General features: G+C 66.2%; 16 protein-coding genes. 4 read left to right on the top strand and 12 right to left on the bottom strand.

Going from position 1 to position 16,446, the window contains the following annotated elements:
* Position 1: 1 nt before the first annotated feature.
* From BACI348_RS10500 to pgl, 4 genes are read left to right on the top strand one after another with little or no spacing between them, the layout of a single operon-like run.
* Positions 2-1,636, top strand: a complete 1,635-nt coding sequence (locus BACI348_RS10500; protein ID WP_159825574.1) for a glucose-6-phosphate isomerase — start codon at positions 2-4, stop codon at positions 1,634-1,636.
* 15 nt (positions 1,637-1,651) lie between these two features.
* Positions 1,652-3,223 (top strand): glucose-6-phosphate dehydrogenase, encoded by a 1,572-nt coding sequence (gene zwf / locus BACI348_RS10495; RefSeq protein WP_159825572.1) that lies wholly within the window; start codon positions 1,652-1,654, stop codon positions 3,221-3,223.
* Positions 3,220-4,161 (top strand): glucose-6-phosphate dehydrogenase assembly protein OpcA, encoded by a 942-nt coding sequence (locus BACI348_RS10490; RefSeq protein WP_159825570.1) that lies wholly within the window; start codon positions 3,220-3,222, stop codon positions 4,159-4,161. Before zwf ends, BACI348_RS10490 begins: the two co-directional genes overlap by 4 nt.
* On the top strand, positions 4,151-4,969 hold the full coding sequence (pgl, locus tag BACI348_RS10485) for a 6-phosphogluconolactonase (RefSeq protein WP_159825568.1): 819 nt from the start codon (positions 4,151-4,153) through the stop codon (positions 4,967-4,969). The genes BACI348_RS10490 and pgl overlap by 11 nt, the downstream gene beginning before the upstream one ends.
* Here pgl and BACI348_RS10480 read toward each other — a convergent pair.
* The 12 genes from BACI348_RS10480 to BACI348_RS10425 all read right to left on the bottom strand — a co-directional run bounded on the left by BACI348_RS10480 (position 4,922) and on the right by BACI348_RS10425 (position 16,398).
* Complete coding sequence (locus tag BACI348_RS10480; protein ID WP_159825566.1) at positions 4,922-5,314, bottom strand: RNA polymerase-binding protein RbpA; 393 nt, start codon at positions 5,312-5,314, stop codon at positions 4,922-4,924. The genes pgl and BACI348_RS10480 overlap by 48 nt on opposite strands.
* Before the next feature lie 113 nt (positions 5,315-5,427).
* Positions 5,428-5,685 carry a preprotein translocase subunit SecG gene (gene secG, locus BACI348_RS10475; RefSeq protein ID WP_159825564.1) on the bottom strand — a complete coding sequence of 86 codons (258 nt, stop codon included), beginning with the start codon at positions 5,683-5,685 and terminating at the stop codon, positions 5,428-5,430.
* A gap of 49 nt (positions 5,686-5,734) precedes the next feature.
* Positions 5,735-6,550 (bottom strand): triose-phosphate isomerase, encoded by an 816-nt coding sequence (tpiA, locus tag BACI348_RS10470; RefSeq protein WP_159825562.1) that lies wholly within the window; start codon positions 6,548-6,550, stop codon positions 5,735-5,737.
* A gap of 99 nt (positions 6,551-6,649) precedes the next feature.
* Positions 6,650-7,876, bottom strand: coding sequence for a phosphoglycerate kinase (locus tag BACI348_RS10465; RefSeq protein ID WP_159825560.1), 1,227 nt, complete (start codon positions 7,874-7,876; stop codon positions 6,650-6,652).
* A 10-nt stretch (positions 7,877-7,886) separates the two neighbouring features.
* The gene (gene gap, locus BACI348_RS10460; protein WP_159825558.1) at positions 7,887-8,897 is read right to left on the bottom strand and encodes a type I glyceraldehyde-3-phosphate dehydrogenase; all 1,011 of its coding nucleotides are present in this window, start codon (positions 8,895-8,897) and stop codon (positions 7,887-7,889) included.
* A 262-nt stretch (positions 8,898-9,159) separates the two neighbouring features.
* Positions 9,160-9,786 (bottom strand): superoxide dismutase, encoded by a 627-nt coding sequence (locus BACI348_RS10455; protein ID WP_159825556.1) that lies wholly within the window; start codon positions 9,784-9,786, stop codon positions 9,160-9,162.
* A gap of 99 nt (positions 9,787-9,885) precedes the next feature.
* Positions 9,886-10,866, bottom strand: a complete 981-nt coding sequence (whiA, locus tag BACI348_RS10450; RefSeq protein WP_050055346.1) for a DNA-binding protein WhiA — start codon at positions 10,864-10,866, stop codon at positions 9,886-9,888.
* A 9-nt stretch (positions 10,867-10,875) separates the two neighbouring features.
* The gene (locus BACI348_RS10445) at positions 10,876-11,892 is read right to left on the bottom strand and encodes a gluconeogenesis factor YvcK family protein (RefSeq protein WP_159825554.1); all 1,017 of its coding nucleotides are present in this window, start codon (positions 11,890-11,892) and stop codon (positions 10,876-10,878) included.
* Positions 11,892-12,815 carry an RNase adapter RapZ gene (gene rapZ / locus BACI348_RS10440; RefSeq protein ID WP_159825552.1) on the bottom strand — a complete coding sequence of 308 codons (924 nt, stop codon included), beginning with the start codon at positions 12,813-12,815 and terminating at the stop codon, positions 11,892-11,894. Before rapZ ends, BACI348_RS10445 begins: the two co-directional genes overlap by 1 nt.
* 111 nt (positions 12,816-12,926) lie before the next feature.
* Positions 12,927-14,981 carry an excinuclease ABC subunit UvrC gene (gene uvrC, locus BACI348_RS10435; protein WP_159825550.1) on the bottom strand — a complete coding sequence of 685 codons (2,055 nt, stop codon included), beginning with the start codon at positions 14,979-14,981 and terminating at the stop codon, positions 12,927-12,929.
* Between the two features lie 45 nt (positions 14,982-15,026).
* A complete protein-coding gene (locus BACI348_RS10430; RefSeq protein ID WP_159825548.1) occupies positions 15,027-15,695 on the bottom strand; it encodes a lysophospholipid acyltransferase family protein in 669 nt (222 codons plus the stop codon).
* Positions 15,682-16,398, bottom strand: coding sequence for an HAD hydrolase-like protein (locus tag BACI348_RS10425; RefSeq protein WP_159825546.1), 717 nt, complete (start codon positions 16,396-16,398; stop codon positions 15,682-15,684). The genes BACI348_RS10430 and BACI348_RS10425 overlap by 14 nt, the downstream gene beginning before the upstream one ends.
* Positions 16,399-16,446 lie beyond the last annotated feature (48 nt).

Here is a 16,446-nt window from a genome sequence, read left to right as displayed (position 1 = left end):
AATGAGCACACTCAGCTACGAAGCCACCGGTGCCGCCCAGCAGGCACTCGAACAGCACCTTCCCGCCCTGGTGGAGGACCGGATCGCCACCAGGATCTTCGCGAAGGACCACACCCTGTGGGGTCCCGACGCCGAAGCCGAGGCGGCCATCCGCCTCGGCTGGGTTGAGGCGGCCACCGTCTCGCAGCCGCTGGTAAAGGACATCCTTGAACTCCGTGAGGCCCTCCGGGCCGAAGGTGTGACCCGCATCGTGCTTTGCGGCATGGGCGGATCCTCGCTGGCTCCGGAGGTCATTGCCGGTACCGCCGGCGTCGAGCTGACTGTGCTGGACAGCACGGACCCTGACCAGGTCCGTGCTGCCCTGGCGGACCGGCTGGCGGAGACCGCCATCGTGGTCTCCTCCAAGTCCGGCTCCACTGTTGAAACCGACTCGCAGCGGCGGGTCTTCGAGAAGGCGTTCACCGACGCCGGCATCGACGCGAACAGCCGGATCATCATCGTTACCGATCCCGGCTCGCCGCTGGACAAGGCGTCCCGCGAAGCCGGCTACGGGGCCGTCTTCAACGCCGACCCCAACGTCGGCGGCCGCTTCTCCGCCCTGACCGCCTTCGGCCTGGTGCCTTCGGGCCTCGCCGGCGTGGACATCCAGGCCTTCCTGGACGAAGCCGAGGAGGCAGCCGAGGTCCTCAACGAGGACGCTCCGGAGAACATCGGGCTTGCACTGGGAACGGCTTTGGGCGGTACCAGCCCGCTGCGCAACAAGATCGTCATCGCCGAGGACGGATCCGGCATTGTGGGCTTCGCCGACTGGGCCGAGCAGCTCATCGCCGAGTCCACGGGCAAGCTCGGCACCGGCGTCCTGCCGGTGGTGGCGGGTCCCAACTCACCCGAGGTAACCTCCGGCGCCGACGACATCCTGGTGGTCCGGCTGGTAGCCGCAGATGCCGACGTCGAACTCGGTGACAACCAGGTTGCCATCGCCGGCGGTCTTGCCGCCCAGATGATGGTCTGGGAGTTCGCCACCGCCGTGGCCGGCCGCCTGCTGGGGATCAACCCGTTCGACCAGCCAGACGTCGAGGCCGCCAAGGTGGCTGCCCGCGGCCTGCTGGACGCACAGCCTGAGCCCACTCCCGCAGCTTTCGTCGACGGCGTCATCGAAGTGCGCGGCGGTGAATGGCTCGGCAGTGCAGCAACCGCCGAAGAGGCAGTGCGTGCGCTGCTGGATACCCTCGAGGAAGACAGCTACCTCAGCGTCCAGGCCTACTTCGACCGCCTGGCGTTCGCGCAGCTCGAAGGCGTCCGCGACGAACTCGCAGCGGTCACCGGCCGTCCCGTAACCTTCGGCTGGGGTCCGCGCTTCCTGCACTCCACCGGACAGTTCCACAAGGGCGGCCCGGCTATCGGCGTCTTCCTTCAGGTTACGGCTGCAGCTGCGCAGGACCTTTCCATCCCGGACCGCCCCTTCACCTTTGGGGAACTCATCGCCGCGCAGGCCGCTGGCGACGCCCAGGTCCTGGAGGAGCACGGCCGTCCCGTGCTGCGCCTGCACCTGACCGACCGCGCCGCGGGTGTGGCACAGTTGCAGGACATTATTGCTGCGCTGTCCGCCAGGTCAGCCTCCGTCACCGAGAGCTAAGGCACATAAGCAACCATGCCAGAAACTGAATACGGCAGGTCACCCGGGTCACGTTCCGGGACTGCAAAGCGGAATCCCCTCCGGGATCCGCGTGACCGCCGCTTGAACCGGATCGCAGGCCCGTCCTCGCTGGTGCTCTTCGGGGTGACCGGCGACCTTGCCCGCAAGAAACTGATGCCGGCTGTGTACGACCTCGCCAACCGCGGGTTGCTGCCGCCGAGCTTTGCCCTGGTGGGCTTCGGGCGGCGGGCCTGGAGCGATGAGGAGTTTGCCGCCGAGGTGAAGTCCTCGGTGCAGTCGTATGCGCGGACGCCTTTTGATGAGGCGGTCTGGAACCAGTTGTCCGAGGGCATCCGTTTTGTCCAGGGTGAGTTCGACGACGACGGTGCTTTCGAGCGTCTCGGCGAAACCATCAAGGAACTCGACGACGTCCGGGGCACCCGCGGGAACCACGCGTTCTACCTGTCCATTCCGCCGAAGGCGTTCGAGCAGGTCTGCCGGCAGCTGTCCAAGCACGGCCTGGCTCAGGCCGAGGGCGACAAGTGGCGCCGCGTGGTGATTGAGAAGCCGTTCGGGCACGACCTCGAGTCGGCCCGGAAGCTGAACGACATCGTGGAGTCGGTGTTCCCTGCCGACGCCGTGTTCCGGATCGACCACTACCTGGGCAAGGAAACGGTCCAGAACATCCTGGCGCTGCGGTTTGCGAACCAGCTGTTCGAGCCGTTGTGGAACGCGAACTATGTGGACCATGTCCAGATCACCATGGCCGAGGACATCGGAACCGGCGGCCGGGCAGGCTATTACGACGGCGTGGGCGCGGCCCGCGACGTCATCCAGAACCACCTGCTCCAGCTGCTGGCGCTGACCGCGATGGAGGAGCCCATCTCCTTCAACGCCGATGACCTGCGCGCCGAGAAGGAAAAGGTCCTCGCCGCCGTCAAACTGCCTGAGGACCTGTCCACGCACTCTGCTCGCGGCCAGTTCACCGGCGGCTGGCAGGGCGGGGAACAGGTACAGGGCTACCTGGAGGAAGACGGCATCCCGGCCAATTCCACCACCGAAACTTTCGCGGCGATCCGGGTGGACATCCACACCCGCCGCTGGTCCGGGGTTCCGTTCTACCTGCGTGCGGGCAAGCGCCTGGGCCGCCGTGTAACCGAGATCGCCGTGGTGTTCAAGCGTGCACCCAACCTGCTGTTCCGCGACCATGGTGAGGACGACTTCGGGCAGAACGCCGTGGTGATCCGGGTCCAGCCGGACGAAGGCGTGACCATCCGGTTCGGGTCCAAGGTCCCGGGCACGCAGATGGAAGTCCGCGACGTCACCATGGACTTCGGCTACGGGCACTCATTCACCGAGTCGAGCCCCGAGGCGTACGAGCGGCTGATCCTGGACGTGCTCCTGGGCGAGCCGCCGCTGTTCCCGCGGCACGAGGAAGTGGAGCTGTCCTGGAAGATCCTTGACCCCTTCGAGGATTACTGGGCCACCCTGGACGAACAGCCCGAACCCTACGCCCCCGGATCCTGGGGCCCGGCCTCGGCTGACGAGCTGCTGGCCCGCGACGGACGAACCTGGAGAAGGCCATGATTGTAGACCTGCCGGACACCACCACCTCGAACGTTTCCAAAAAGCTGATGGCGCTGCGCGAACAGGGCGGCGTCATCGCCCTGGGCCGTGTGCTCACCCTCGTGGTGGTCACCAAGTCCGGGCTTGAGGAAGAAGCGATCGAAGCGGCCAACGACGCCAGCCGCGAACACCCCTGCCGGATCATCGTGCTTGCCGACGCCGGAGCGGACGCCGAGGACCGGTTGGACGCCCAGATCCGCGTTGGTGGTGACGCCGGCGCCTCCGAGGTGATCGTGCTTCGCGGTTACGGCCAGCTCGCGCACGAAAGCGAGTCCCTGGTGGCCGCGCTGCTCCTGCCGGACGCACCGATCGTGGCCTGGTGGCCGCACGGCGCCCCGGAGAACGCGTGCGAAACCTCCATCGGCCGGATCGCGCACCGCAGGATCACCGACTCCGCGAACGAACCCGACCCGCAGGCAGCCCTGGAGCGCATCCATAAGACCTACCGGGCCGGGGACACGGACCTGGCCTGGACCCGCCTGACCAACTGGCGGATCCAGCTCGCCGCAGCCCTGGACGAGGTGGACTCCTCGCCGGTGACTGCCGTTGCCGTCGAAGGTGCTTCGGACTCCCCGAGCACCATCCTCCTGGCGGCATGGCTCACCCTTGCCCTGGAAGCGCCGGTGACCATCGTGGCGGATCCCGCCGGAACCGGCATCCGCCGGGTCCGGCTTTCCCGCCCCGGCGGGGACGTCCAGCTCTTCCGTCCGGGATTGTCCGTGGCGGAACTGACCCAGCCGGGCCAGCCCGCCCAGCGGATCTCGCTGCCGCGCCGGAGCCTGCGCGACTGCCTGGCCGAAGAGTTGCGCCGCCTGGACCCGGACGAAGTCTTCGGCGAAGTGATTACTATGGGACTGCCACGAACCAATTTAAGGAGCGTCCGACCCAGTGAGCGTTGAGCCAAGAGTAAGCATTCATCCTGATTCGTCGGTGCTGATGGCGGCCATTGCGGCCCGCCTGATAACCAAGCTTGTTGATGTGCAGGACAAGTACGGCGAGGCTACCGTGGTGCTGACTGGCGGCACGGTGGGCATCGGCACCCTGAAGGCTGTTGCTGACTCTCCGGCGGCTCCCGCGGTGGATTGGTCGAAGGTGAATTTCTGGTGGGGCGATGAGCGCTTCGTCGCTTCCAGTGACAGCGACCGGAACACCAGGCAGGCCTACGACGCACTGCTCTCGCACATCCCCGTTGATCCGGAGCGGATCCACGAACCGGGTTCCTCGGATGACTTCGACAGCCCGGAGGAGGCTGCCGAGGATTACGCGCGCCGGTTGCGGGAAGCAGCGGCCGCGGAGCACGCGGCCGACATGTCCGACGACCGCCCGGAGGAGCCTCCCGCGCTTCCCCGCCTGGACGTTGTCCTGCTGGGCGTGGGCCCGGACGCGCACGTTGCGTCGCTCTTCCCGGAGCAGGCCGGGATCCGGGAGAAAGCCCGCACCGTGGTGGGTGTCCGGAATTCGCCGAAGCCGCCGCCGATGCGTGTGTCCTTGACGCTCCCTGCCATCAACACGGCTGCGGAAGTGTGGATGGTGGTGGCCGGCGAGGATAAAGCGGGCGCTGTGGGGCTGGCCCTGGCCGGGGCGAACCCCGTGCAGGTTCCTGCTGCGGGGCCCCGTGGCACGTCGCGGACCCTGTGGCTTATTGACGAAAACGCGGCGTCACGCGTCCCCCGGCAGCTCGTCCGGAAGGATGCTGCGGGCGCGTAGTTTTTCCAGCGCTCCAGCCAGGAGGTCTTCGGCGTCCTGGCTGGAGCGCCGCTCTTTAACGTATTCAAGGTGGCTCTTGTAGCCGTCGTCAAAGGCCTGCAGGCCGGCGGGCGCCACGCCATCCCTGGCTGCCGCCGTCCCGCAGCGCCGGCAGTCCCAGACTGCCGGGATCTGGTCCTCGGGCAGTTTGAGGAAGACCAGCTGCGTCTCATGCCCCTTTGCGCACCAGTAGGAGATCCTGATGCGTGGCAGGCTGCTCCCCTGGTCCTGGCCCTGCAGGCTGGTTCCGGTCCCTGCCGTTACACCGGCGCGGGTGCCCCGGAAACCTGATGTTGGATGGATCATCGCAGGACTCCTGCCTGTTAAACAGAACTGTGGCCGCCGGGAAACCGACAGCCACAGTTTAGTTCTCAGACCGGCGCCGCGGCAGTGCCCGCGCCGAACGTCTTAGGCAGGGATCAGGAGTCGCCGGCCCCGGTGAAGCGCATGATCAGCCCCAGGGCGATGATGACAACACCCCAGGTGACGCCGAGGATGATAGTGAACCTGTTCAGGTTCCGCTCTGCCACGCCTGAGGAGCTCAGCCCGGAGCTCATGCCGCCACCGAACATGTCGGACAGACCGCCGCCCCGTCCCTTGTGGAGGAGGATCAGCAACGTCAGCAGGAGGCTGGTGATGCCAAGGAGGATCTGCAGAATGACATGAAGAACGTCCACGACGGCCTTTCAGAAGGTTGGAATTGCGGGAGTGTGCGCGCGGGACGGACTAGTCCGTCACCAAGTGACTCTCGAACCTGACAATATTAGCAAACTCGGCCGGATCGAGGCTTGCCCCGCCCACCAACAGGCCGTCCACGTCGTGTTCCTTCATGATGGCGGCGGCGTTGTTGGCCTTGACCGAACCTCCATAGAGGAGCCGGGTCTTTGCAGCCGTTGCGGCGTCGAACAGGGACTCAAGCTCGGCGCGGATGGCAGCGCACAGTTCCTGGGCGTCTCCCGGGCCGGCAACCTCCCCTGTTCCGATGGCCCAGACGGGCTCGTAGGCGACAACAAGCTCAGCGGCCTGTTCCGGGCTCAGGCCTGCAACACCGGCGCGGAGCTGCGCCAGGGTGTGCTCGACGTGCGTACCTGCCTGGCGGATCTCCAGGCCTTCACCGACGCAGAGCACGGGCACCAGGTTGTGCCTGAAGGCGGCCTTGACCTTGGCGTTGACGACGTCGTCGGATTCGTTGTGGATGGTGCGCCGTTCGCTGTGGCCCACCAGGACGTACTTGCAGCCCAGCTTGTTCAGGAACTGGCCGGAAATGTCACCGGTGTACGCGCCGGAGTCAAACGGGGAGAGGTCCTGGCCGCCGTACTCGATATCCAGGTCGTCGCCCTGGACCAGGGTCTGCACACCGCGGAGATCGGTAAACGGCGGGAAGACGGCAACCTCTACCCGGCTGTAGTCGTGCTTGGCATCCGAGAGCGTCCAGGCAAGTTTCTGCAGGAGGGTGATGCCCTGGACGTGGTCCATGTTCATTTTCCAGTTGCCCGCGATGAAGGGCTTGCGGTCGAAAGCGCCGTTCGTTGACGATGTCACTTAATCTCCAAAAAAGTCTTGATATGTGTTCGGCCGGCAGGCTGCCGCGGGGCAACCTGCCGGCCGGAGGACGTCCGGTACGGCTACCGGACGCTGTTACTACCGGTCCAGGACGCTGAGCCCCGGGAGTTCCTTGCCTTCGAGGTATTCCAGGCTTGCACCGCCACCGGTGGAAATGTGCCCGAACTGGTCATCCGCGAACCCGAGGGTACGGACTGCGGCGGCTGAGTCACCGCCACCCACTACGGTGAACGCGCCGGTCTCGGTGAGGGCCTGCGCAATGGCGCGGGTACCGGCGGAGAAGGCCTCGAATTCGAAGACGCCCATGGGGCCGTTCCAGAAGACGGTCTTTGCGCCCTTGATCTGTTCGGCGAAAGCTGCCGCCGACTCGGGTCCGATGTCCAGGCCAATGCCCTGCGCACCGAAGCTGCTGCTCTCGATGGCGTCCGCGGCAACGGTTTCGTGGGCTGCGTCAGCGGCGAACTTTTCCGCCACCACCACGTCCGTGGGCACTACGAACACGGTGCCGGCATCCGCTGCCCGCTTCAGGTAGTCCTGGACCACGGGAATCTGGTCTTCTTCCAGCAGGCTGGCGCCAACCTTGTGGCCGGCCGCGGCGAGGAAGGTGAACAGCATGCCGCCGCCCACCAGGATGGTGTCCGCCTTGCCGAGCAGGTTGTCGATGACCGCAAGTTTGTCCGAGACCTTGGAGCCGCCGAGCACCACCACGTAGGGGCGCTGGGTGTCGGTGGTCAGCTTCCGAAGGACCTGCACCTCGGTGTTCACGAGGTCGCCCAGGTAGGACGGCAGCCGGGTGGCGACGTCGTACACGCTTGCGTGCTTGCGGTGCACCGCGCCGAACGCGTCGTCCACGTAGGCGCCGTTGTCACCGGTCAGGGCCACCAGCTCGTCGGCGAAGGCGCCGCGCTGGGCGTCGTCCTTGCTTGTCTCACGGGCATCGAAGCGCACGTTCTCGAGGACCAGCACGTCACCGTCCTGGAGGGAGGCGGCAGCGTCCTTCGCGGAGCTGCCCACGATGTCCGCGGCCAGCGTCACCGTGAAGTCCGCCAGCTCGGCCAGGCGGCTGACCGCAGGCTTGAGCGAGTACTTTTCCTCCGGGGCGCCCTTGGGGCGTCCGAGGTGGGCTGCTACCAACACGCGGGCACCGGCGTCCGTGAGCTTTCGCAGCACTGGCAGGGAGGCCTTGATCCGGCCGTCGTCAGTCACTGTAGAGCCGTCGAGCGGCACATTCAGGTCACTTCGAACCAGAATGTACCGCCCGCGGACACCTTCAGCGATCAGTTCGTTGAGGGTGTGAGATGTCATGTGTCTAACCCTAGCCCAGCTTGGACGCGACAAGCTCCGTAAGGTCAACGAGTCGGTTGGAGTAGCCCCATTCGTTGTCGTACCACGAAACAACCTTGACCTGGTTGCCGATCACCTTTGTGAGTCCGGAGTCGAAAATCGAGGATGCGGGGTCGCCAACGATGTCGGAGGAGACGATGGGCTCGTCCGTGTAGGTCAGGAAGCCCTGCAGGTCCTCGGAATCAGCGGCACGCTTGAGGGCGGCGTTGACTTCCTCCACGGTGGTCTCGCGGGAAACGGTGACGGTGAGGTCCGTGGCGGAGCCGGTAGGGACGGGAACGCGGATGGCGTAGCCGTCCAGCTTGCCCTTGAGCTCGGGCAGGACCAAGCCGATGGCCTTGGCTGCGCCGGTGGACGTGGGCACCATATTGATGGCTGCGGCGCGTGCACGGCGCAGGTCCTTGTGCGGGCCGTCCTGCAGGTTCTGGTCTGCGGTGTACGCGTGGACGGTGGTCATGAGGCCACGCTCGATGCCGAACTCGTCGTTGATCACCTTGGCCAGCGGGCCGAGGCAGTTGGTGGTGCAGGAGGCGTTGGAGATGATGTGGTGCGTGGCGTTGTCGTAAAGGTTGTGGTTGACACCCATCACGATGGTGATGTCCTCATCCGATGCCGGAGCGGAGATCAGGACCTTCTTGGCGCCGGCAGCAATGTGCTTCTGCGCATCGGCGGCCTTGGTGAAGAAGCCGGTGGATTCGATCACGATGTCCACGCCCAGCTCGCCCCAGGGGAGGTTTGCGGGATCGCGCTCCGCAAGGACCTTGATGACGTTGCCGTCGACGACGATGTTGCCGTCCTTGACCTCGATGGTTTCCTTCAGGCGGCCGCCGACGGAGTCGTACTTGAACAGGTGGGCAAGGGCCTCCGGGCTGGTGAGGTCGTTGACTGCAACGATCTCCAGGTCCGCGCCCTGTGCGAGTGCTGCGCGGAAGTAGTTGCGGCCAATACGGCCAAAGCCGTTGATACCAATACGGGTCGTCACTTTTTCAGTCTCCTTGGTGCTTTCAGAAGCACAACTAGTTGAGCGGGCGTTCAAGCCAACTAACAGATCCCGCACGCCATTGGGCAGAGATGATTTACATACGGAGGGCGACCAGCCTCATTGCTGAAGGCTAACCGCCTTCCGTGACCTATCTTACGTTTAACTGGGTCCGCCCCCGCAAGTGCGGGGGCGGACGGTCCACATTGCGGTTGGTTTATGTCCGTAATGTGAGGTTTGTTACAGGCATGTGAAGCGCCGGTCACTACGGGAGGGTGATGAGTCCCGTGGCGTTGGTGCGTGCGGCCTCGAAGCGCTTAGCGACGTCGGCCCAGTTCACGATGTTCCAGAACGCCTTAACGTAGTCGGCCTTGACGTTGACGTAGTCCAGGTAGAAGGCGTGCTCCCACATGTCCAGCATCAGCAGCGGGGTGGTGCCCAGCGCTACGTTGCCCTGCTGGTCGTAGAGCTGCTCGATGACCAGGTTTCCGCCGATGGGCTCGTAGGCCAGGAAGCCCCAGCCCGAACCCTGCAGGCCGAGTGCGGCTGCGGAGAACTGGGCACGGAACGCGTCGAAGGAACCGAATGCGTCATCGATGGCCGCGGCCAGCTCGCCTTCGGGCTTGTCGCCGCCGTCCGGAGAGAGGTTGTTCCAGAACACGGAGTGGTTGATGTGGCCGCCGGTGTGGAACGCGAGGTCCTTCGAGAGCCGGTTGATGTTGGCGAAGTCGCCCTTTTCGCGGGCTTCGGCCAGCTGGGCCAGGGCGTTGTTGGCGCCCGCCACGTAAGCCGCGTGGTGCTTGCTGTGGTGCAGCTCCATGATGCGCGCAGAAATGTGCGGCTCCAGGGCAGCGTAGTCGTAGCTGAGTTCAGGCAGTACGTACTCGGTCACAAAATCCTCCAAAATCGTGGACACTCGGTCCGGTTGGTATATCTCGGATTGTGCATCCGGGCGTCTGGCACCCGGAATCTTTTTGATTCTATGGGCCCGTTACTCGTCCAGCATTTCAGGCGTCACATTGGCGTCCGTTCCGGGGATGCCCAGGTCAAGGGCGCGTTTGTCCGCCATGGCCAGCAGCCGGCGGATCCTTCCGGCAATGGCGTCCTTGGTCATCACGGGATCGGCCAGCCGGCCCAGCTCGTCGAGGCTGGCCTGCTTGTGCGCCACCCGGAGTTCTCCTGCGTATTTCAGGTGCTCCGGGACGTCGTCGCCAAGGATCTCCAGGGCCCGGTCCACGCGGGCACCGGCGGCCACGGCGGCCTGCGCTGAGCGGCGGAGGTTGGCGTCGTCGAAGTTGGCGAGCCGGTTTGCGGTGGCGCGGACTTCCTTGCGCATCCGGCGCTCCTCCCACACCATCAGGGCGTCGTGGGCGCCCATGCGGGTGAGGAGTGCCGCGATGGTGTCACCGTCGCGGATGACTACGCGGTCCACTCCCCTGACCTCGCGTGCCTTCGCCTGGATGTCCAGCCGGCGTGCCGCCCCCACCAGTGCCAGCGCCGATTCCGGGCCGGGACAGGTGACCTCCAGCGAGGAGGAGCGCCCGGGCTCGGTGAGCGATCCGTGCGCCAGGAACGCGCCGCGCCACACGGCTTCGGCGTCGGCTGCGGAGCCGTTGACGACGGCGGAGGGCAGCCCCCGCACGGGGCGGCCGCGGCCGTCAAGGAGGCCTGTCTGCCGGGCCAGCGCCTCGCCGTCCCGCACCACGCGGACCACGTAGCGGCTGGCGCGCCGCAGTCCCCCGGCCGAGACCACAATGATTTCGCTTTGGTGTCCGTAGACTTCTGCGATGGCCGCGCGGAGGCGGCGGGCAGTGGAGGCCAGGTCCACTTCGGCTTCGATGACGATCCGGCCGGAGATGATGTGGAGTCCGCCGGCGAAGCGGAGCATGGCTGAGACTTCCGCTTTGCGGACTGATGACTTCTTGATGTCCAGACGGGAAAGTTCTTCCTTGACTGATGCTGTCAGTGCCATGGCACCTTCCTAACTGTTCCCGAAAATGTCGTGGTACGCCGTGGCCAGACGCAGGGGGTCATGGACGGGTCGGCGGCCCGACGCCCCTACTTTACCCAAGACCACCTCGGCTCCGATCATCGCGGCGGCCTTCTCGAACTCGGGCCGGTCGGGAACCGAGGCGGGGTCGGCCAGGACAACATCCACGCTGAAGTCCGGCGCGTACCGCCGCAGGACATGCAGGTGGTCGGCGGCCGTCATGCCGGAGGTTTCCTTGGTGTCCGTGGCCAGGTTCATGGTCAGGAGGCGTTTGGCCGGAGTGTGGCACAGCGCCTGCCGCATTTCGGGCAGCAGCAGGTGCGGCAGGACCGACGTGTACCAGGAGCCCGGGCCCAGGATCACCCAGTCCGCCAGTTCGATGGCCGAGAGTGCTTCCACGCAGGCGGGCGCCGCTTCGGGCAGGAGCCGGACTTCTTCCAGCGACCCGGCCACGGCGCAGCGGGCCTGGCCGTGGATGGTCTGCAGGTGCGAGGTACCGTCAGGGGCGGTGACCCGGACGTCGCCTTCAATGGTCAGCGGCTCGGTGGACATGGGCAGGACCTGCCCGCGGGCGCCGAGCAGCGCACCCGCCCACCGGAGTCCGGCGACGGCATCCCCGAGCAGTTCCCAGAGGGTGACGATCAGCAGGTTGCCGGTGGCGTGGTCGTCCAGGGAGCCGCCGGGTCCCTTGCCGGGGCGGAAGCGGTGCTGCATTACATCGCGCCAGGTGCGTCCCCAGTCCGTGTCGTCGCACAGGGCGGACAAGGCCATGCGCAGGTCCCCGGGCGGGAGGACGCCGTACTCATCACGCAGACGCCCGGAAGACCCGCCGTCGTCCGCTACCGTGACGATGGCCGTGAGCTCGCTGGTAAGCAGGCGCAGCGCCGAGAGGGAGGCTGACAGGCCGTGGCCGCCGCCGAGTGCTACAACATTCCGCCCTTTATCCTGCTGGTTCGCCGCCGTTCCGGCCGGTGGAACCAGCGGCAGGGCCCCGGTGAACAGCGACATTACTCGCGGCCCAGGTCCCGGTGCGTGGTGGTCACGGTGACCCTGGGGTACTGGGCCAGTTTCTTGGAAAGTTCGACGGCGACCGCCACCGAGCGGTGCTTGCCGCCGGTGCAGCCCACTGCGATGGTGGCGTAGTGCTTGTTCTCGCGGCGGTAGCCGTCGAGGACGGGTTCCAGCGCCAACACATACCGGTCCACGAAGTTCTTGACCCCTTCGGCTTCGAGCACGTAGTCGCTGACATCCTTGTCCAAACCGGTGTGCGGGCGCAGCTGCGGCACCCAGTGCGGGTTGGGGATGAACCGGACGTCCGCCACGTAGTTGGCGTCCACGGGCAGGCCGTACTTGAAACCGAAGCTCATGATATTCAGGCGCAGGGCCACCGGGCCGGTTTCGCTGAACAGCTCGGTGATGGCTGTAGCCAGGCCATGGACGTTGTAGCCCGAGGTGTCCAGGACGACGTCGGAGCTGTCGCGCAGTTCCTGCAGCAGCTCGCGTTCGGCGGCGATGCCGTCGAGGATGCGGCCGCCGCCCTGCAGCGGGTGCGGCCGGCGGCCCTGTTCGAACCGGCGGACCAGCACGTTGTCGCTGGCGTCGAGGAAAAGGACGCGGAAGGTGACGCCGCTGGCGGCCAGCGCGCCCAGGGCCGCGCGGATGTCCGCGAAAAGTCCCTTGCTGCGGACGTCGATGACAACGGCCAGCCGCGGGATGGACTGCGGGGCGTGCGAGACGAGCTCAGCGAGGGTGCCCAGCATCTGCGGCGGCAGGTTTTCCACGACGTACCAGCCGTGGTCCTCCAGCGCGTCCGCAGCTGTGCTCCGGCCCGCTCCGGACATCCCGGTGACCACCAGCAGTTCCGCTTCGAGCGGCTTGACGGGCTGCATCCCGTCCTCCCCCGCTCCGGATTCCGCCGTTGTGTCTGCCATTAAGTCCGCCCCGTTTCCTAAGTTGCCTGGTGGGGTTTCCGGCGCCCGCCGTTACCCCTCCCCAACCCTAGCTAAGTTTGAATCAACTCCGCCAAGTTTCACCGTGTCCGGTCAGGTTTCGATGACTTCGCCGGTGGTCATGTTGATGGCGGGCACCGGGGAAGCCTCCGGCCCGTTGCCGGAGAAATGGTGCACGATGGCGCTGGCCAGGGCAGGACCGATCCCCTTCGCTTCGGAGAGCTGCGCCGCCGACGCCGCCTTGACGCCCTTGACAGATCCGAAATGCGCCAGGAGGGCCTTGCGTTTGGAGGCACCGAGTCCCGGCACGCCGTCCAGGGCGGACACGGTCATGGCCTTGCCGCGTTTCTGCCGGTGGAACGAGATGGCGAAGCGGTGGGCTTCGTCGCGGATGCGTTGCAGCAGGTACAGGCCCTGCGAGGTCCGGGGCAGGATGACCGGGAAGTCGCTGTCCGGCAGCCAGACTTCCTCCAGCCGTTTGGCCAGGCCCACCACGTACACGTCGTCGATACCCAGATCGGCGAGGGCCCGGGCCGCCGCATTGACCTGGGGCTTGCCGCCGTCCACTACCACCAGGTTGGGCGGGTAGGCGAACTTCGCCCGGGGCGCGGGCGTGGTGGTATCCAGGAGGGCGGTGTCCTGGCCGGGTGCTGCCAGGCTGAGGTCCACCTCGCCGGGTTCCGCGGGCACCGGGTCCTGTCCCGCCGGACCGCCCGCGTTGAGGACGGACTCGTCCACCTGGGCCGATTTGTCCTGCAGGTAGTGCCGGAACCGCCGCGTCAGAACGTCGTGCATGGCGGCGGTGTCATCGGAGGCCGCGGCGCCGGTGATGGAGAACTTCCGGTAATCGGACTTCTTCGGCAGCCCGTCCTCCACCACCACCATCGAGGCCACCACGTTGGTGCCCTGGACGTGCGAGACGTCAAAGCATTCGATCCGCAGCAGCGGCACGGGCAGGTCCAGCGCCTCCTGGAGTTCCTGCAGCGCCTGCGACCTGACGGTGATGTCGCCGGCACGGCGGGTCTTATGGAGTTTGAGGGCATGTTCGGCGTTTTCCCGGACCGTGGACATCAGCGCGGCTTTGTCCCCGCGCTGCGGAACCCGGATGTCCACCTTCGCGCCGCGGATGCCACTGAGCCACTCCGTCAGCTCCGCCTGGTTGCTGGGCGCCACGGGCACCAGGACTTCGCGTGGCAGCCTGCCATGGCTTTGCCCTTCATCGCCGTAGACCTGCTGGAGGAGGTGCTCCACGAGGTCGGGTGGGGTGGAGTCCTCCACCTTCTCCACCACCCAGCCACGCTGGCCGCGGATCCGGCCGCCCCGGACGTGGAACACCTGAACGGCGGCTTCCAGTTCATCCTCGTGGAGGGCGAAGACATCGGCGTCGGTCTCCTCCGCGAGCACCACCGCGTTGCGTTCGAACACCTTGCGGAGCGCAGTGATGTCATCGCGCAGCCGCGCTGCCCGTTCGTAGTTCAGCTCGGACACGGCGTCGGCCATCTGCTTCTCCAGCTTGCTGATGAAGCGTTTCGCTTCACCGCCCATAAAGGCGCAGAAGTCTTCGGCGAGGGCCCGGTGGTCGTCCGGGGAGATCCGGCTGACGCAAGGTGCGGAGCACTTGTCGATGTAGCCCAGCAGGCACGGCCTGCCGCTCGCCTCGGCGCGCTTGAACACCCCGGCACTGCAGCTGCGCACCGGGAAGACCCGGAGGAGGGTGTCCATGGTTTCCCGGATGGCCCCGGCGGTATACGGGCCGAAGTAGCGCGTGCCCTTCTTCTTGTCGCCGCGCAGTACCTGCACGCGCGGGTACTTTTCGCCCATGGTGACCGCGAGGTACGGGTACGTCTTGTCGTCGCGGAAAACCACATTGAACCGCGGTTTGAATTCCTTGATCCACGTGTATTCCAGCTGCAGCGACTCCAGCTCGCTGCCCACCACGGTCCATTCCACGCTGCTGGCCGCGTGGACCATGGCATAGGTCTTGGGCAGCAGCCCGGCAGGGTTGGCGAAGTACGAGTTCAGCCGGGAGCGGAGGCTTTTCGCCTTGCCCACATAGATGACCCGTCCGTTCGGGTCGCGGAACCGGTACACCCCCGGGTTCGTGGGAATTTCGCCCGTTTGGGGCCGGTAACTAGCTGGATTTGCCACCTATCCAGTCTACTGAGGCCTGCAGGGTGCCATGGCCGGCCCCGGCTACTCCGTGATTTTGCTCTGGTTATAGCTGGTGGAGCGTTCCTGGCCGCTGAGTTCGGCGATGGCGTCCATGATCCGGTCAGTGACTTCCCGGCGGGCCGGGAGGGAATGGTCCGGCCCTGTCTTGTCGAAGTACAGCGGTTCCCCCACCTTCATGGTGAAGTGCTGCGGCCTGACGCCCTTCTCCCCGGCGCGCTGCAGGTTTTCGGTGCCGATCAGGCCCACCGGGATCACGGGTGCGCCGGTGGTCAGCGCCAGCCATCCCACGCCGGTGCGGCCGCGGTAGAGGATGCCGTCACGGGAACGCGTTCCTTCCGGGTAGATTCCGATGCCACGGCCGGACTCGAGGATGTCCAGCAAGGTTTTGAGCGCCTGGACGCTGGCGGCCTGCTCGCCGCGTTCCACAGGGATGGAACCCACGGATTCGAAGAAGGCCTTCATGACCTTGCCCTTGACTCCGCCGGTGGTGAAGTACTCGGCCTTCGCGAAGAAGGCCACCGGCCGGGGCATCAGCGCCTGGACAATGACGCTGTCAAAGAAGGACAGGTGGTTGGGTGCCACGATGAACGGCCCGTCAGCGGGCACGTTCTCAATGCCGACGACGGTGGGCCGGCAAGTGCCGGCGATCAGGCTCCGGGTGGTCCAGCGGACGGCTTCAAACATTTCCATCGTTGGTCACCTCGCTCATGGCCGCCGCGTGGATGGACTCGAGGCGGTTGATGGTGGTCACCAGCTCTTCGGCGGTCTCCACGACGGCAACGGCGCCGGCAGTTTGAAGTTCGCCGTCGGGGGCAAATCCCCAGGCAACCCCAATACAATCCAGGCCGTTGGCCAGGGCCCCCGCGACGTCCTGTGCGCGGTCCCCCACCATCAGGGCATGCTGCGCGCCCAGGCCCCTCAGTGCAGCAGCGATAATCTCTGTCTTGCCCACCGGGACCCCGTCCACGGCGGACTCGTCATCCGCCGATCCGTGGATTCCGTGGAAGACTCCGTCGATACCGTGGTGCTGCAGGACCGTGCGGGCCAAACCCTGGGGTTTCTGCGTGGCCACGGCCACCGGCCGGCCTTCAGCCGCGTAAGACTCCAGGACTTCACGGACACCCGGGTACAGCCGGCTCTGGCCGATCCCGGTGGCGACGTAGTACTCGCGGTAGCGGCGGATGACGTCCTCCAGCAGGTGGGCCGGGACGTGGGCCACGTTCAGCAGGGAATCGCTCAGCTTCGGGCCGATCATCGCTTCGAGGAGGTCCTGGCCGGGAACCGGAAGCCCCAGCGCCCGGAGGGCCACAGCAATTCCATCTGTTATTCCGCCGGCCGGATCGACAAGAGTGCCGTCCAGGTCAAAGATCACGGGCACTGTTGTTTGAGTCACCGGGTTAGTTTCTCACGACAGCGCTGATGCCTGAAACTCGCATTCCCG

This window comes from Arthrobacter sp. 9AX, assembly GCF_902506095.1.
Lineage (GTDB): Bacteria > Actinomycetota > Actinomycetes > Actinomycetales > Micrococcaceae > Arthrobacter.
This window is presented reverse-complemented; position numbering and strand designations above follow the sequence as displayed.

What these genes read in the sequence shown, in the direction of transcription:
- rapZ (WP_159825552.1), bottom strand. Translation starts at nt 12,815, where the DNA reads ATGGCAGACACAACGGCGGAATCCGGAGCGGGGGAGGACGGGATGCAG.
- BACI348_RS10480 (WP_159825566.1), bottom strand. Translation starts at nt 5,314, where the DNA reads ATGATCCATCCAACATCAGGTTTCCGGGGCACCCGCGCCGGTGTAACG.
- BACI348_RS10490 (WP_159825570.1), top strand. Translation starts at nt 3,220, where the DNA reads ATGATTGTAGACCTGCCGGACACCACCACCTCGAACGTTTCCAAAAAG.
- zwf (WP_159825572.1), top strand. Translation starts at nt 1,652, where the DNA reads ATGCCAGAAACTGAATACGGCAGGTCACCCGGGTCACGTTCCGGGACT.
- BACI348_RS10465 (WP_159825560.1), bottom strand. Translation starts at nt 7,876, where the DNA reads ATGACATCTCACACCCTCAACGAACTGATCGCTGAAGGTGTCCGCGGG.
- BACI348_RS10430 (WP_159825548.1), bottom strand. Translation starts at nt 15,695, where the DNA reads ATGGAAATGTTTGAAGCCGTCCGCTGGACCACCCGGAGCCTGATCGCC.
- whiA (WP_050055346.1), bottom strand. Translation starts at nt 10,866, where the DNA reads ATGGCACTGACAGCATCAGTCAAGGAAGAACTTTCCCGTCTGGACATC.
- BACI348_RS10500 (WP_159825574.1), top strand. Translation starts at nt 2, where the DNA reads ATGAGCACACTCAGCTACGAAGCCACCGGTGCCGCCCAGCAGGCACTC.
- BACI348_RS10445 (WP_159825554.1), bottom strand. Translation starts at nt 11,892, where the DNA reads ATGTCGCTGTTCACCGGGGCCCTGCCGCTGGTTCCACCGGCCGGAACG.